The organism is Streptomyces brasiliensis (genome assembly GCF_014647875.1).
Lineage (GTDB): Bacteria > Actinomycetota > Actinomycetes > Streptomycetales > Streptomycetaceae > Streptomyces > Streptomyces brasiliensis.
In genome coordinates this window covers 137,841-152,015 of the sequence record NZ_BMQA01000001.1, presented here as the reverse complement: position 1 = coordinate 152,015, position 14,175 = coordinate 137,841, and the positions used below count along the sequence as shown (strand labels likewise).

Here is a 14,175-nt window from a genome sequence, read left to right as displayed (position 1 = left end):
ATGTCGCAACCCGTCCTCGCCCTGGGAGCCGCGGCGGTCACGGTGGCCGGCGGCGTCTGGTACCTGCCCGCCCTGGCCGACCTGCGCGCCGGAGCCGACCGCCCTCTCTCCCGTCGTACGGCGGCCGCGGCCTGCCTCAGCGGCTGGGGCACCGCCGGAGTCGTCGCCGTACTGCTGCTCGTGACCGGGCCATGGTGGATACCGGTGGCCACCGCGGCGGCCGGAGCGGTGCTCGCGGCGGGCCTCCGGATCGGCGCGACGGTGCAGCACCGCCGCGAGGTCCGCGAAACGGCCCGCCACTGGGCGGAGTTGCGCCGCGGCTCGAGCCAGGCCGGCACGGGCCGCACGCGCAACGTCGTCGCCGTCCTCGTCGGTGCCGGACTCTTCACCGCCGTGGCCACGGCGATCCTCAAGCTGGCCGCGGGCCCCGGGGACGGCGAAGACTGGCTGGCGGCAGCCGCCGCACCCGCCCTGATCGTCGCCGTGTTCGTCACCCTCGCGCTCACACACTCGCGCGCGGTCCGTCGCCGTGCGGGATGGAACAGCCCACGGCCCCCGCGATAGGGGGATTTCGCCCGAGTGACAGGGCCATGGTCCCCACCGGCACCGGGCCGTGCGCCCCACCGGCCCAGATCCTCCACCGCCTATTGGAGATCGCTGTCGCGGGGGGCCTGCCCGGCGGGCGCGGTGGTACGGCCGTGGGGTGGCCGGAGCGTGTCCGGTCGCCCCGGTCGTGGAGCCGGTGTCAGGCCTTCGCGGGCCGTACGTCCAGGAGGTCGGCGAGGTCGACTCGGGTCAAGAAGTCGCGGCGGATGCGGTCGGCGACGTTCGAGACCTCTTCCGAGCCGTCGTCGGCCGGGTCGATGTGGACGCGATAGGGGCGCTCACCGGCGGGGAGGGCGACGATGCGGGCGATCTCGTCGGAGACGAGGGAGGCGTCCGCGCCCTCCGGTGCCAGCGCGGCCAGCTTCTGCCCGACCTGGTCCATGAGACCGGGGTACTTCGACTCGTACTCAGCCTCCACGGCCGTGCCGGCCGGGTGGCCGGAGTGGGCGAAGTGGTTGGTGCCTCTGGTGAAGGAGCCCGGGACCACGATCGACGTCTTGACGCCCCAACGGGCCAGCTCAGCTGCGTAACTGACGGCCAGTGAGTCCATGGCGGCCTTGGCGGCGAAGTACGGCGCCAGATAGGGCGGGGTGCCGCCCTTGACGCTGGAACTCGACACCCAGATCACCAGGCCACGGCCGGCCTTGCGCAGATGCGGGAGCGCGGCGCGGTTGACCCGCTGCGTGGAGAGGACGTTGACGTTGTACAGCTCGGCGAGCTGCTCGGGGGTGAACGCCTCCGCCGGGCCGGTGACCATGTGACCGGCGTTGTGGACCAGTACGTCGATCCTGCCGTGCTCCGCCATGACGCGGTCGATCGCGGCGTCGACCGATGCCTGGTCGTTGACGTCCAGTTCGACGGAGCGCAGGTCGACACCGTGCTCCGTGCCGTAGTCGGCGGCAGCCCGGACCTGCGGGGCGTTGCGGGTGGCCGTCTGGCGCATGCCCGCGTAGACGGTGTGCCCGGCGTCGGCGAGGGTGCGGGCGGTGAGGGCTCCGAAACCGCTGGAGGCGCCCGTGATCACGACGATGCTGCTCATGGCTTCTTCTCCTTGTGTACGAGGCCGGTACGAGGCCGGTGCGTGAGGTCGTCTCGGGAAGTGAAGGCAGGCGCGGGGGTCAGGCGACGCCGCCGTTGGTGTAGAGGACCTGGCCGTTGACCCAGCGCGCCGGGCCGGCGAGGAAGGCGACCGACTCGGCGACGTCCTCCGGCGTGCCCAGCCGCTCCAGCGGGGCGGCCTTGGCGAGGGTGTCGATGGCCGCCTGGTCCTTGCCGTCGAGGAACAGCTCCGTGGCGGTGGGGCCGGGGGCCACGGCGTTCACGGTGATGTCCTTGCCGCGCAGCTCGCGGGCCAGAATCAGCGTCATCGCCTCGACCGCGCCCTTGCTCGCCGCGTAGGCGCCGTACGCCGGGAACTGCAGCCGGGTCACCGAGGTGGAGAAGTTGATGATCGCGCCACCGCGGCGCACGCGCCGTGCCGCCTGCTGGGAGACCACGAAGGTGCCGCGGATGTTGGTGCGGTGCATGCGGTCCAGGTCGTCGAGGTCGAGCGTCGCGATCGGCGAGAGGAGCATGATTCCGGCCGTGTTCACCACCACGTCGAGACCGCCGAACTCCCGCTCCACGGTGTCGAAGGCGTCGGACATGGCGTGCTCGTCGGCGACGTCACCGCTGACCGCGACGGCCCGGCCGCCCAGCGCCTGGACAGCGGCGACCGTCTCCTCCGCGCGGGCCTTGTTGCCGGCGTAGTGGACGCCGACGGCCATGCCGTCACGGGCCAACCGCTCCACCACGGTCCGGCCGATGCCGCCGGAACCGCCGGTGACCAGGGCGACGCGCGGGGTGTTGTTCGTCATGATGCTGCTTCCTTGGGGGTCCGAAGGGGAGCGAACCGGCGGGGCCGGCCCGGTTTTTGGGCGTGTTCGAGCGACGCCGGGAGCCACGGGCGCTGCCGGCGGTGCGGGGACGGGGGGTCTCAGTCGGTCGGGTCGGACTTCGAGATCTGGGTCAGCCACTGCTCCAGCAGCCCCGACTCGGCGGGGGTGAAGGGCTGCGGCGTCAGCTCGTCGAGGGAGGACAGCAGCGTGGTGGCGGCCGCCGTCCGTGCGTCGTGCGCCGTGGTGTCCGCGACGGGGTCCAGCAGGATGGCCCGGTGGATCGCGTCGCGGACCAGCACGGAGAGGCTCGCGTCCGGGTACAGCGTGGGACGGGTGATCAGTGAGAGCGCGACTCCGGTGTTCGCCGTCATGACCATGCGCGCGGCCGCGTCGGGCGCCATCCGCAGACGTCCCTGCGCGGCCAGTCGTTCGAGGACCTCACGTAGGATGCGCAGCGCCTCCTCCGCGGCCTCGGGCACGGAGCGCAGGGCCGGGGCGAACATCAGCTTGTAGGCGTTGGGGTGGGCCAGGGCGAACGCCGTGTGGCTGTCCCAGCCCGCTCGCAGGTCCCGCAGCGGATCCTCCGACTTCTCGGCGGCCCGCTTGGCTCCCAGGTACTGGTCCCAGACGTGGTCGACGGTCGCCGTGAGCAGTCCGTCCTTGTCACCGAACAGCCGGTACAGCACGGGTTGCTGCACACCGGCCGCCTCGCACACCGCTCGGGTGGAGACGTCGCCGCTCGGTGACTGCGCGAGGAGGGTGGCCGCCGCTTCGATTATCGCCGATCTCGTATCCATGTAAGCGACGATAACAGGACTCCTTAGTGATGACAACAACTTGGTGTTATCGCTGATTCGCGGGGTCGGTATCGGCTGTACGGCGTGCGGCTCGAAGGTGCTCGAAAATACCCCCCGGGGTACTCGTGCTACTGTCGGAGATATACCCCCGGGGGTAATTCTTCACTGGGAAGGGAGTACCTCGTGTTCTTCGTCGACACCATCGAGGTGGCGGGGCTCGGCAACCGCGGTTATCTGGCGGGCGGCGGACGGACGGCCGTGGCGGTGGACCCGCCGCGCGACATCGATCACGTGCTCGCGGCGGCGGCCCGTCGCGGAGTGCGCCTCACTCACGTCGTCGAGACGCACATCCACAACGACTACGTCACCGGCGGCCTGGAACTCGCCCTCGTCACGGGCGCCGCGTACCTCGTTCCGGCCGCGGCCCGCGTCTCCTTCGAGCGCGTGCCGGTGCGCGACGGCGACCGTACGGACGTCGACACCGCCGCCGGACTGGCCCTGCGCGCACTGGCGACGCCCGGCCACACCCCGCACCACACCTCCTACGTCCTGGAGGAGAACGGCACGGCGGTCGCGGTGTTCACCGGCGGCTCGCTGCTGATCGGCACGGTCGGCCGCCCCGACCTGGTCGAACCCCGGCTGACCGAGCGGCTCGCCCGCGACCAGCACGCCTCCGCGCACCGGCTGGCCGCCGACCTGCCCGACGACACGGCAGTGTTGCCCACGCACGGCTTCGGCAGCTTCTGCTCCGCGAGTCAGGCGGCGGGGCAGTCCACCACCATCGGCAAGGAGAAGGCGTCCAACGAGGCGCTCACCCGGGACGTGGACTCCTTCGTCGCCGACCTGCTGGCCGGCCTGGACGACATCCCGGCGTACTACGCGCACATGGGCCCGGCCAACGCAGCCGGACCGGCCCCGCTCGACCTGACGGCGCCCGCCGCGGCCGACGCCGACGAGATCGCGGCGCGGCTGGCCGCGGGGGAGTGGGTGGTGGACCTGCGCAACCGCGTCGCCTTCGCCGCGGGCCATGTGTCGGGCTCGTTCAACTTCGAGGCCGAGGGGCAGCTCGCCACGTATCTCGCCTGGCTGATCCCGTGGGGCAGGCCGGTCACGCTGCTCGCCGAGTCCGCCGAGCAACTCGCCGCGGCTCGGCGTGAGCTGACGCGGGTCGGCATCGACCGCCCGGCCGCCGCGGCCACCGGGGAACCGGACGGCTGGGTGCGCGAGGGCGAGGCGTTGGCCTCCTTCCGGCGGGCCACGTTCGCCGACCTCGCCGGACAGCGTGGCAAGGACGGCGTCGTCGTGCTGGACGTCCGGCGGGCGTCCGAACGGGCCGGCGCCCACATCGAGGGCTCGGTCCACATTCCGATCCACACGCTGCGCGACCGGCTGCGCGAGGTCCCCGACGGCGAGGTGTGGGTGCACTGCGCCGGCGGCGCCCGGGCGGCCATCGCCGCGTCCTTGCTGGACGCGGTGGGCCGGGACGTCGTCGCCGTGGACGACTCCTTCGACGCGGCGGAGCTGGCCGGACTCACCGTCCGCACCGTCTGACCGGGCCGGCCCGCGCCGAAGGCCGCGCCGGCCCGGCGAAAGCGAAGGCCGCGTTGGCCGGGCGAGAGCGAAGAGTGCGTTGGCCGGGCGAGAGCGAAGAGTGCGTTGGCCGGGCGAGAGCGAAGAGTGCGTTGGCCGGGCGAGAGCGAAGAGTGCGTTGGCCGGGCGAGAGCGAAGAGCGCGTTGGCCCGGCGAAAGCGAAGAGCGCGTCGGCCGGGCGAGGCCGAAGAGCCCGTGCGCCGGGTGAGGCCGAGAGGGCCCGCCGGCAGGACGCGGGGAGGAGTCCGTCGGCAGGACGAGGCGGGAGAACAATCCGTCGGCTCGTGCGGCCCCGAGAACCCACCGGCGCGCGCCGCAGCACTCACCGACACGAGGAACAGGAGCGAAGAGCCACGATGAGCGTCTTTCGACGAGGTCGGGGCGGCCCGGGTCGGGTGACCACCCAGGTGGCGGCCGCCCGTACCGGCCACGTGGACGGGGGCAGCGGCGGTGACGCCGTGCTGCTCGACGTCCGCGAACCGAACGAGTGGCAGGCCGGACACGCACCCCACGCCGTACACCTGTCGCTGTCCGCGCTGGCGGCCGGCGCCGGGCTGCCGGAGGAGGCGTGGGCCCGGCCGCTGGTCGTGATATGCCGCTCCGGCCACCGCTCCCGGCACGCCGCTGAGCTGCTGGTCGCCCGGGGCGCCGACGCCGTGGACGTGATCGGCGGGATGCGGAACTGGTCCGCGGCCGGGCTGCCGGTGGTGGACTCCCGCGGCGGGAACGGCACCGTCGCGTGAGCGCTCTCCTCCTCGCCCTGGCCGCCGGGGCCGTCATCGGTGTGGCCCTCGGCGCCCTCGGGGGCGGCGGCAGCGTCCTGACCGTCCCGGCCCTGATCTACCTGCTCGGCTTCACTCCGGTCGCGGCCACCACCGCGAGCCTGGTCATCGTGGCGGTCACCTCGGCGACCGCGCTGTCCGCGCACGCCCGAGACGGTCACGTCCGCTGGCGTACGGGACTGTTGTTCGCGGCGGCCGGGACCGGCCCGGCGATGCTGGGCGGCGCGCTCGCCGGGCGGCTTCCAGAGGCCGCGTTGACGGCCGCGTTCGCCGTGGTCGCCGCGCTGGCGGCGATACGGATGCTGCGCTCGCGCCCGGCGTCGGACACTGCCCTGCCGGTACGGCCGGGACGCGCGGCGGCGGTCGGTGCCGGACTCGGCGCGGTCACCGGCGTCCTGGGTGTCGGCGGAGGCTTCCTCGCCGTACCGGCGCTGGTGGGGGCGCTCGGCCTGCGGATGCGGGCGGCCGTGGGGACGAGTCTGCTGGTCATCACCCTCAACTCGCTGGCCGCGCTGGCGCTGCGCGCGGGCACGGTCGACGGCCTGGACTGGACGGTCATCGGCCCGTTCGCCGGGGCGGCGGTGCTCGGCGCGTGGGACGGCAAGCGCCTCGCCGCCAAGCTGTCCGGCCCCGCGCTCCAGCGGATCTTCGCACTCGCCCTGCTGGTGGTGGCCGTCGCCATGCTGACCGACGCGGCCGTGTGATGCGTGCCGGGACGCGAAGTCGCGCGGGCCCTCAGGCCAGCGAGAGGAACAGTTTCTCCATGCGTGCACGCACGGCGGCCGTGTCCTCACCGTTCCTCCGGCCGGACTCGATGTCGGTCACGCACTGCTCGAGGCCCGTCGCGATGATGGCGAAACCGGCGCGGTCGAGCGCCCGGGACGCGGCGGCGAGCTGCGTCACGACGTCCTCGCAGTCCCGGCCCTCCTCGATCATCCGGATCACACCGGAGATCTGACCCTGCGCACGCCGCAGCCGGTTCAGCACCGCCTTCAGATCCGTACCCTCGAGCTCCAGCTCCACGATCACTCCTCGTAAAATACCCCTAGGGGTAATGTACGTCCCGGTTCGAGACCCCGTCGACCGTTAAGGATCACATCTGTCATGACCGCCCCCGCCACCCTCGGCACCGACCAGGCCCGCGCCCGACTCGACGAGCTGACCGTCATCGACGTACGCACACCCGGCGAGTACGCCTCCGGTCATCTGCCCGGCGCCCTGAACATCCCCCTCGACCAGCTCCGGCGGGCGCTGCCGGAGATACGGCACGCCGCCGAGCGCGGTGAGGTGCTCGTGGTGTGCGCGTCCGGCGCACGCTCGGAGAACGCCTGCAAGCTGCTGGCGGAGCAGGGCGTCACCGCCGCCACCCTCGCGGGCGGTACCGGGGCCTGGGCCGCCGGCGGGCACGAGCTGCACCAGCCGGCCGCGTGCGACACGCGCGCCGGCTGGAGCATGGAGCGGCAGGTGCGCTTCACGGCCGGGACGCTCGTCCTGGTCGGACTCGTCCTCGGCCTGCTCGTGCACCCGGCGTTCCAGTTCCTCTCGGCGGCCGTCGCCGGCGGCCTCGTCTTCTCCGCCCTCACCAACACCTGCGGCATGGCCGTCCTGCTCGGCAAGCTGCCGCACAACCGCCCCCGCAGGGCCGACCTCGACACCGCGCTGGCGGCGCTGCGCAGTCGCTGACAGGTGGCTCCGGGCCGCGCGTTCGCTCCATGAGTACGTCAACTCGTGCGCGCGGCACGGGACCTGAGGGCACGACGCCGGAACGGTCCTAGGGTCGCCTGCCCTGCTCGGCGAGGCCGACCTGATCGAGCAGCAGTCGGGCCAGTCGGCGTGCCTCGTCCGGCGTGAGCGCCGCCCACGTTCCCGGTACGCCGCCCCGCACCTGGCTCACGTCCAGCGTGACCCGGGTGATGGGGTGGTCCGGCGACACGAGATGCATGCATCGCACCTTGATCGTCCGCCCGCACCTGGTCACCACGGACGTGTCGTCGGCCATGTCCGTCCGGTCCGTTCCTGCCGTCGCCATCGGTCTCACACCCTTCCTCGCACACGACTACCGCCCCGGCCGGTCGTCGGCCCGGCCCCGGCATACCCAACGGGGTATGCCATGGCCAACAGCGGACGGACCGTCATTGTTCCCCGCCCGCCCCCGCGCAGGGCCCGTCGGCCCAGGTGGGGGGACATGCGGCCCATGCCCGTCGCCCGGGGCGATGACGACCATGAACGCAGGCAGTTCGAGAAGGGTGGCACCGGTCATGTCCGTCGTCTGTACAGTCCCGCGCTACGCGTCCGGCCATCTGGTCCGCGCGGCCGTCACCGCGCCGTCCGTGTACAACACGCAGCCCTGGCTCTTCGTCGCCGAGGATCACGACAGGGGAGTCGAACTGCACGCGGACCCGTCCCGCCGGCTCCCGCTCACCGATCCGGACGGCCGCGAGATGGTCATCAGCTGCGGGGCCGCCCTCTTCAACGTCCGCCTCGCCATGCGGCACCTGGGCTTCAAGCCGGTCGTCGAGTACCTCCCGCACCGGGCGGACCCGGACTTCCTCGCCCGGGTGACATGGGGCGCGTACGAGCTGACCACCCCGGACGAGGGGCGCGTGTACCGCGCGCTGCGCCGCCGCCACACCATACGGGGCCCCTTCCTGCCGGACCCGATGCCCCGGACCCTGACCCACACACTGCGCGAGGCGGCCCGGCGCGAGGGCGCCACGCTGCACTGGATCGACCGGAGCGCGGGCCGGCGGGAGCTGGCCGAGCTGGTCCGGGAGGCCGAACAGACGCACCGGCGTGATCCGGGGTACCTGGCCGAGCAGGCCGGATGGACGTGGCGCCTGGCCGAGCACCGGGTCGACGGCATCCCGGTCGACGCGGACGTGCAGCACCCCGACTCGACCTCCCTGCCCGGACGGGACTACGCGGGCATCGCGCGCATGTTTCCCGTGCCCCCGCACCGCTGGAGCCCCCGCAGCGGACGGGTCGCCGTACTGAGCACGGACCGCGACGACCGACGGGCGTGGCTCAGGGCCGGACAGGCGCTGCAGCGGGTCCTGTTGGAGGCGGCGGCGCAGGACGTGATGGCGGCCTTCCACACGCAGCCCCTGGAGATCCCGCCCCTGCGCACCCGCATCCTGCAGACGCTCAGCGGCGGCGAGCACCCCCAGACGATCCTCCGCCTCGGCCGCGTCCCGTCCGTCCAGCCACTGCCGAGACGTTCGCCGACGGAGGTGCTGGGCTCGGAGCCCATCGGGGCGCGTGTACGCCCCCCGGGAATCCCCGCGTTGTCGCAGCCGCGCCACTGCTGAACGAGCGGCACGCCTGTGACCCGTTGGGGCCTGTCCCACATCTCGCGAGTATCGTTCCGGGGCACGCGGAGGGCCGGAGGGGTCATGGGGCGTCTGCTCGGTTTCGCGATGGTCCGGGCCGCCGTCATGGGGTCGATCACCCTCGGGCGGGGCGAGTCCGGCGGAGACCGGGTGACGAGTGCGGTCGCCGCGCTCCCGGCGTTGGGGTACATCGGCTTCCGCTGCGCGCGGGAGATCCGGGGGATCAGCGAAGACGGCAGGCATGCCCGTCTGCGCAGGGAGGCGTGGAAGGCCATGGGGCCGGATGAACTCCTCTACGCCGTAACGGTGTTGGTGGGTCGCGAGCGGCGGTCGCTGGAGTGCGGCGGGGCAGGGCACGGGGCGGGGCACGTGTGTCTTGCCGTGTCCTAGGAGGCCGCCCTGGCTGATCTGGTCGAGGGGATCGGCGGGCGGTACGGGCGCTCGCACAACCTCGCCCTGGGCGGCTACGCCGATCCGACCGTGGACGCGACCACAGGACTGCCCCTGCTCACCCCATTCGGCGGGTACGTCGTGTACATGCGGGCGTGGGCGCACAGGAGTTGGCGGATCGGGGCCGGGACCGTGGAGACGGGGGACGGCGTACGGCGCGTGGTGCTGGTCGCCGAGCGGCCCGAGCCGGTGGTGGAGGGATTGCCGGCCGACGCCTCGTGGGTGGACCGTGTCGTCGCCGTGACCGGGTGGGACGCGGGTGGACGGACACGGACGATCGACTGGGCCGCCGTCGAGGAGCGCCTGGGCACGCCCCTGCCCGGCGATTACAAGCGGCTCGCCGAGATCTTCGGCGAGGGGGTCTTCGGCGGTTTCCTCAGCCTGTACGTTCCCGGACCCGTCGTCCCCGGCATGGACTTCGCCGACCATGCCGACGGGCCGGCGCAGTCCGCCTCGCGCGAGGGCGTGGACCTGTGGCCGCCGTACGACATGCACCCCGCTCCGGGCGGGCTCCTTCAGTGGGGCGGCTCCGAGCAGGAGGGCCAGTTCTGCTGGCTCACCGAGGGCGACGACCCGGACGCGTGGCCCGTCCTCTCGTGCGACGCCGTCCCCGGCTCCTGGCACCGTTTCGACGGCTCGGCGGCCGAGTTCGTCTTCCGTTTGCTGACCGAGCGCGGGCACCCCTTCTCGACCGCCCGGTACTTCGACGCGCACTGGTTCGAGAGCCACGAATCCTGAGCCGCTCCGGTACCGATCGCCAGACGGGGCGCGGACGGCCGTCGTCAGGCCGTGGCCTCCCTGATGCGGGCCAGCAGGGTGCGGAGTTGAGCCCGGTCCTTCGGGTCCAGTTCGGCCGTCGCCTCGGCGAGTGCCAGGCGGTCCACCTTCTCCGCGTCGCGGTGACGGCGCAGCCCCTCCTCGGTGAGGCGCAGCAAGAACGCCCGCCGGTCGTGCGGGTGCCGTAGCCGCTCCACGAGGCCGTCGCGTTCCAGGCCGTCGACGATGCTGGTCGTGGTCCGGGCCGCGACGCCCGTCAACTCGCTCAGGTCCCGCATCCGCAGGGGCTGTTCCGCGCGCGCCAGCGTCCGCATGGCCCGCAGCCGGGCCACCGACGCCCCGTTGGCCCGCAGCCGCACCTCCACGAACCGGCGCAGCTGTTGTGTCGTCTCGAACAACTCGTCGACCAGGATGTCGCTGCTGTCCTGTACGGCCATGCGCTGTTCCTCGATTCCCCGCTGAAATCCAATTCCATGAGCATCCTCATAGTGAGTATGCTCAGTATGTGCCATCGTCCCTACGCCGCCTCATCCTGCCGTCTTCCTCCGTCCGCCTGAGTCAGCGTGTGGTGGTCCCGGTCGTGTGCGTCGCCGTGACCTTCATCGCGATCGTCGACGGGGCCATCACCACCGTCGCGCTTCCCTCGATCGCCCGTCAGTTCCAGCTGACCACGGCTGCCCTGGACGGGGTCGTCGTGGTGTACCCGGTCTGTCTGGCCATGGCCATCCCCGCGTCCGCCTGGCTGGTCGAGCGGTTCGGCGCCAAGCGCGTCCTGCTCGTTGCCCTCGCAGGCTTCCTCGGCTCGTCGGTGCTGTGCGGCGCCGCGGCCGACCTCGGTCAGCTCGTCGTCTACCGCGCGATGCAGGGAATGTCCGCCGGCGTGCTCTTCCCGGCCTCGGCCGCCCTGCTGTTCAGCACCTTCAACTCCTCCGACCAGGTCCGGATCTCCCGGCACATGATCATCCCCCAGCAGATCGCCCCGGCCGCCGCGCCGATCCTGGGCGGGCTGCTGGTGGACCACCTGTCCTGGCGCTGGGTCTTCTACGTCAATGTGCCGGTGGGCCTGCCGGCCCTGCTGTTCGGGCTCGTGTTCCTGGCCGAGCAGCGCGGCCGGCGCCCCGGTCGCTTCGACCTGCCGGGCCTGCTGCTGAGCGCGGCGGCAATGGCAGGCCTGATGTTCGGCATCAGCGAAGGCCCGAACCGGGGCTGGTCCTCCGTCTCCGTGCTCGCCTCCCTGTCCGTCGGTACGGCGTTGCTGGCGGCCGCCGTACTCGTCGAACTGCGCACCACCGAGCCGCTGTTGAAGCTCCGGCTGTTCGCGGACCGGCTCTTCCGGGACACCAATCTGATCAACCTGGTCGGCCTCGTCCCCATGCTGGGCGCCATGTACCTGGGCCCGCTCTTCCTCCAGCAGGGTCTGGGCCGCACCGCCCTGGAGTCGGGAACCAGCACCTTCCCCGAGGCTTTCGGTGTCCTGCTGACCGTCCAGATCGCCGGTGTTCTCTACGTCAGGGTCGGCCCGCGGATCATCATCGGCTGCGGCATGGCCGGTGTCGGCGCCGTCCTGCTGCTCCTCGCGACCTGCGATGCCCACACCAGCCTGTGGACCTTCCGCGTCTACATGTTCCTGTTCGGGATCGCCATGGGCGGAGTGTTCATGCCGACGACGGTGGCCTCCATCGCCCGCATCGGCCGCCAGGACCTCGCACAGGCCTCCACACTCAACACCGTCGTGCGCCAGACCGGCGGCGCACTCGCCCCGGCCGCGGTCACCACCGCCCTGGTCCTCAGCACGCCCGCGGCGGCCGCCGAGGCCCCGCCCGTCGCCGCGTATCAGCACGCCTATCTGGTCCTTGCCGCCATCGCCGCGGTGACGTCGGTGTTCGCCTTCCTGCTCCCCGACGGCCCGGCGCGCGCCGCGGCACGCGGCACCACCGCGGCGTCCGGGCCGGTCCAGGCCGAGCGGCGCGCGGGCGCCCACCACTGACGCTCACGCCGGCGGCAGCGTCACGTCCGTCACACCGGTCGGTGCGTGCAGGAGCTGGTCCTGGAACAGCACCGACCGGAGGACCGGACACGTCGAACGGCGCGACATGGCCGTGCGCGACTTCGTCGGAGGCGCCGGGCCCGCCCATCCTCCTGGCCACCCACCCCGGCTCGACCGCGTTGCTGAGCACGTCCGGACCGCGGCGCGCGACGGCGGCGCCGAGGACGGTGTCGTACAGCTTGCCCGTGGCGAAGACACGGGACATGAGCCCGTTCCTTCCCCGGCGCGGGGCGCCTCGGTGATACTGCGCGAACGAGCGTGGTCACGCACCCGGCAGGGCCGGTTCGTGGCGAGGACCTGGCCGCCCAGGCCCACGTCGGCGCCCGTCACGGCACAGACCTGGCGTGCCGCCTCGCGCAGGGCGGTCCTGCGGTCGAGCAGCGCGACGAGAGGGGCCGGCTCCCCGCCCGCCCCTTGACGTTCCTCACTGCTCATTTGAAGGCTCCCCTCCCTGAAGGGAGGGGTTCTCCACCCTCCAGGGCTGATGTGGGGATTCACGGCTCAGGCCGCCACCTGAGCCGGCGGCTCAGGTGGTCTTACGCCCTCGGCACCGTCCGGGTTCCTGCCCGGACCAGCATCACACGGGCGGAGTTCTTGTCCCTGGGCGAGACGGCTCCGCACGCGGTGCAGGCATAGGTTCTCATCGAGAGAGGTAGTGCGTGCTTGGTTCTCGCTCCGCACCGCGCACAGTCCATCGTGGTGTGCGCCGGGTGCACGAGACGGACGTCCCGTGCGTGCTTGCGCCCCATCTCGACCAGAGCGCGTTTGGTTGTGCCGATGGCGGCATCGGCCGCCTTGCGGGCCATCGTGGTCTTCGCGAGGAACTTCGGCCGGAAGTCCTCCACCGCCACCCCGTCGTGATCACGCATCACGGACTTGGCCCACTTGCGGCCGGTGTCCTCCCGCTGCCGCGCGACCTTCTTGTGCAGCTTCGCGGCTTGTACCTGCGCCTTCCGGTAGCCCTTCGATGCGGGCCGGCCCTTCGGGCGCCGGCGCCGGGCCATCATCCGCTGGTAGCGGGCGAGCCCCTGCGCGGCCCGCTTGCCGTGCTCGGCCTGCGGGAGATCGTAGGCGTCATCCGTGGTGATGGCCGTCTCCTTCACACCCCAGTCCACCCCGAGCACACGCCCCGTGAGGGCAAGCGGTTCGGTCCGCGCGGGGGCAACGAAGGACACATACCAGTGCCCGAGCGTGTCCTGGTACACGCGCACACTCGACGGCTTGGCCGGAAGGTCCCGCGACCACACCACCGTCAGCACGATCTGGCCCGCAAGGTGCAGACGACCGTCCTTCAGGCGGAAACCGCGCCGCGTGTAGTTCAGGCTCGGGCGGCTGTCCCGCTTGCGCTTGAAGCGGGGCATCCCCGCCCGGCGGTGCACCGGAAGCCGGTCCTTGATGTCCTTCAACGCCTTCGCCCTCGACTTGGCGAAGTCCCGAATCACCTGCTGCTGCGGCACCGACGCACCCTCAGCCAGCCACGGCGTCACCCCGCGGGCCTCGGTCAGCATCCTGTCCAACTGCGCCGGACCACACGTCAGCTTCTCACCTGTGGCCTTGCCGAGCTGGTGGATCTGCTTCGATTTGGCCACGCATTCGTTCCAGATCCAGCGGCAGCGGTCCCACTCGGCTTCGAGCGCGCGCCGCGCGGTAGCAGACAGGCGCACACGGAAGGAGTACCGGGCATGCCCGGCCCCCTCCGTGGTCGCGTCTGGCGTCATGCATCCGAACCTATATGGGAGGACTGACAGTTGAGGCCTCTTGATCGCCACGGGCTCGCTCACCTCGTCGCGGGTGGACGGTCTTTCTCCCTGGAGGCGAAACCCCTATTTCCTGTCCTGCTCCGCAGGAGTCCGATTCCTCCCCGGCCTGAAGGCCGGGGCATCCTCGGAGGAACCCGGTGAACACCGTCCCACTCAGTGG

16 protein-coding genes are annotated in these 14,175 nt (G+C 72.1%); 9 read left to right on the top strand and 7 right to left on the bottom strand.

What is annotated here, in order from left to right; all coding sequences use genetic code 11:
* Positions 1 to 564, top strand: a complete 564-nt coding sequence (locus tag IEZ19_RS00685; protein WP_189308965.1) for a hypothetical protein — start codon at positions 1 to 3, stop codon at positions 562 to 564.
* Between the two features lie 181 nt (positions 565 to 745).
* Here IEZ19_RS00685 and IEZ19_RS00680 read toward each other — a convergent pair whose 3' ends face one another.
* From IEZ19_RS00680 to IEZ19_RS00670, 3 genes are all read right to left on the bottom strand, one after another.
* Positions 746 to 1,645, bottom strand: a complete 900-nt coding sequence (locus IEZ19_RS00680; protein WP_189308964.1) for an SDR family oxidoreductase — start codon at positions 1,643 to 1,645, stop codon at positions 746 to 748.
* Positions 1,646 to 1,724: 79 nt separating this feature from the next.
* The gene (locus IEZ19_RS00675) at positions 1,725 to 2,462 is read right to left on the bottom strand and encodes an SDR family oxidoreductase (RefSeq protein WP_189308963.1); all 738 of its coding nucleotides are present in this window, start codon (positions 2,460 to 2,462) and stop codon (positions 1,725 to 1,727) included.
* Between the two features lie 119 nt (positions 2,463 to 2,581).
* Positions 2,582 to 3,280, bottom strand: coding sequence for a TetR/AcrR family transcriptional regulator (locus tag IEZ19_RS00670; protein WP_189308962.1), 699 nt, complete (start codon positions 3,278 to 3,280; stop codon positions 2,582 to 2,584).
* Positions 3,281 to 3,463: 183 nt separating this feature from the next.
* Between IEZ19_RS00670 and IEZ19_RS00665 the strand changes: the two genes are divergently transcribed.
* From IEZ19_RS00665 to IEZ19_RS00655, 3 genes are all read left to right on the top strand, one after another.
* A complete protein-coding gene (locus IEZ19_RS00665) occupies positions 3,464 to 4,831 on the top strand; it encodes an MBL fold metallo-hydrolase (RefSeq protein WP_189308961.1) in 1,368 nt (455 codons plus the stop codon).
* Between the two features lie 395 nt (positions 4,832 to 5,226).
* Complete coding sequence (locus IEZ19_RS00660; RefSeq protein WP_189308960.1) at positions 5,227 to 5,613, top strand: rhodanese-like domain-containing protein; 387 nt, start codon at positions 5,227 to 5,229, stop codon at positions 5,611 to 5,613.
* Entirely contained in the window at positions 5,610 to 6,356 is a 747-nt protein-coding gene (locus tag IEZ19_RS00655) for a sulfite exporter TauE/SafE family protein (protein WP_189308959.1), read from the top strand. The genes IEZ19_RS00660 and IEZ19_RS00655 overlap by 4 nt, the downstream gene beginning before the upstream one ends.
* A 31-nt stretch (positions 6,357 to 6,387) precedes the next feature.
* Here the strand turns inward: IEZ19_RS00655 and IEZ19_RS00650 are convergent, their stop codons facing one another.
* Positions 6,388 to 6,675, bottom strand: a complete 288-nt coding sequence (locus IEZ19_RS00650; RefSeq protein ID WP_189308958.1) for a metal-sensitive transcriptional regulator — start codon at positions 6,673 to 6,675, stop codon at positions 6,388 to 6,390.
* Between the two features lie 81 nt (positions 6,676 to 6,756).
* Between IEZ19_RS00650 and IEZ19_RS00645 the strand changes: the two genes are divergently transcribed.
* Positions 6,757 to 7,335, top strand: coding sequence for a rhodanese-like domain-containing protein (locus tag IEZ19_RS00645; RefSeq protein WP_189308957.1), 579 nt, complete (start codon positions 6,757 to 6,759; stop codon positions 7,333 to 7,335).
* An 88-nt stretch (positions 7,336 to 7,423) separates the two neighbouring features.
* On the opposite strand, the gene IEZ19_RS00640 is transcribed toward IEZ19_RS00645, so the two are convergent.
* Positions 7,424 to 7,681: a hypothetical protein gene (locus IEZ19_RS00640; protein WP_189308956.1), complete on the bottom strand. Its 258-nt coding sequence runs from the start codon at positions 7,679 to 7,681 to the stop codon at positions 7,424 to 7,426.
* 229 nt (positions 7,682 to 7,910) lie between these two features.
* On the opposite strand from IEZ19_RS00640, the gene IEZ19_RS00635 reads away from it, so the two are divergent.
* The 3 genes from IEZ19_RS00635 to IEZ19_RS00625 all read left to right on the top strand — a co-directional run bounded on the left by IEZ19_RS00635 (position 7,911) and on the right by IEZ19_RS00625 (position 10,169).
* Positions 7,911 to 8,960: an Acg family FMN-binding oxidoreductase gene (locus IEZ19_RS00635; protein WP_189308955.1), complete on the top strand. Its 1,050-nt coding sequence runs from the start codon at positions 7,911 to 7,913 to the stop codon at positions 8,958 to 8,960.
* A gap of 84 nt (positions 8,961 to 9,044) precedes the next feature.
* A complete protein-coding gene (locus tag IEZ19_RS00630; RefSeq protein WP_189308954.1) occupies positions 9,045 to 9,371 on the top strand; it encodes a hypothetical protein in 327 nt (108 codons plus the stop codon).
* Between the two features lie 90 nt (positions 9,372 to 9,461).
* Positions 9,462 to 10,169, top strand: coding sequence for an SMI1/KNR4 family protein (locus tag IEZ19_RS00625; RefSeq protein WP_189308953.1), 708 nt, complete (start codon positions 9,462 to 9,464; stop codon positions 10,167 to 10,169).
* A 44-nt stretch (positions 10,170 to 10,213) separates the two neighbouring features.
* Here the strand turns inward: IEZ19_RS00625 and IEZ19_RS00620 are convergent, their stop codons facing one another.
* Positions 10,214 to 10,645 (bottom strand): MarR family winged helix-turn-helix transcriptional regulator, encoded by a 432-nt coding sequence (locus IEZ19_RS00620; protein WP_189308952.1) that lies wholly within the window; start codon positions 10,643 to 10,645, stop codon positions 10,214 to 10,216.
* A gap of 128 nt (positions 10,646 to 10,773) precedes the next feature.
* On the opposite strand from IEZ19_RS00620, the gene IEZ19_RS00615 reads away from it, so the two are divergent.
* Positions 10,774 to 12,195, top strand: a complete 1,422-nt coding sequence (locus IEZ19_RS00615) for a DHA2 family efflux MFS transporter permease subunit (RefSeq protein ID WP_268248599.1) — start codon at positions 10,774 to 10,776, stop codon at positions 12,193 to 12,195.
* Positions 12,196 to 12,791: 596 nt separating this feature from the next.
* Here IEZ19_RS00615 and IEZ19_RS00610 read toward each other — a convergent pair.
* Positions 12,792 to 13,973 (bottom strand): RNA-guided endonuclease InsQ/TnpB family protein, encoded by a 1,182-nt coding sequence (locus IEZ19_RS00610; protein WP_189308951.1) that lies wholly within the window; start codon positions 13,971 to 13,973, stop codon positions 12,792 to 12,794.
* Positions 13,974 to 14,175 lie beyond the last annotated feature (202 nt).